This window comes from Ureaplasma ceti, from assembly GCF_040369755.1.
Taxonomy (GTDB): domain Bacteria; phylum Bacillota_I; class Bacilli_A; order Mycoplasmatales; family Mycoplasmoidaceae; genus Ureaplasma; species Ureaplasma ceti.
Genome location: NZ_BAABQM010000013.1, coordinates 1 through 1,000, shown reverse-complemented (window position 1 = coordinate 1,000; position 1,000 = coordinate 1). Strand labels below are relative to the sequence as shown.

Below are 1,000 nucleotides of genomic sequence, written 5' to 3'. Positions count from 1 at the left end.
CCTGAGCCAGGATCAAACTCTCAAAAAATTGACGGATTCTATTAAGTTTTCAAAGAACTAACTGTTGTGATTAACACAACTATATAAGTATATCTCTTTTTTAAAAAAATGTCAACATTTTTTTAAAATTTTTTTTTATTTTTTTAAACGATTAAATCGTTCATAAATATTATGAAGATATAATTATATATTTATATAACAAAAAGTTAATTTTGGTGATTAAATATGCAAAAACATTAAAATTTCTTAATAAATCCAAAGGTGTGCAAAATAAATAATTTATTAAAACAAAAAAAGAACCTAATCTTTTTGTTATGTTTTTATTTTTTTTACTTTAAACGAAAAACTTTAACGTTGCAATATTCATAATTAAACTTTCAAAAATTGTATTATCAACATAAGATTAAAAATAGTTATGCACAATTATTTTGTCTGAAAACTAAAATCTTAAAAGTATATTGCAAAGAAGTGGATAAAATAAATTTTTAAATGATCTAAATTCTAACGACAAACTCTCTATCTACTTATTTGCTTGAACTAAAATATTCAATTAATTTAATGTTAAGTTAAGCGATATTAGTATTATTAAAAAATTTATGACAATAAAACCGTCTTGTATTCAGGTTAACAACGATAACTTGTTGAAATGGTGTACAAAAGTCAAAGACGAAATCCTACAAGACAAAGATTTAGAAAACTTCATCAATTCAATTGTTAAATCATTATAAAAAAATCCCAACCGCAAGGTTGGGTTTTTCTGTTTTATTTTTCACCATTTTAAACAAACTCATACATTCAAGAATGTGAAATATTATAAACCGTAGCTTAGTCTCATTACAAAACACACAATGCATTTATAGACGTTGAAACACCATAAGCTAGTAAATGGCTTTTATTATTAAGCCCATTTGTGTTTTCGTTAATATCATGGTTGTTCCGCGTATTTTCTTAGTCTACAATCTTTTGATTAATTATCTTGGAAGATTCAAAAAGACACAAA

1 protein-coding gene is annotated in these 1,000 nt (G+C 23.8%); it reads left to right on the top strand.

The genetic code is table 4. The features are described from left to right. Positions 1–596: 596 nt before the first annotated feature. Positions 597–728: a hypothetical protein gene (locus ABWU82_RS03625; RefSeq protein WP_353290134.1), complete on the top strand. Its 132-nt coding sequence runs from the start codon at positions 597–599 to the stop codon at positions 726–728. Positions 729–1,000: the final 272 nt, after the last annotated feature.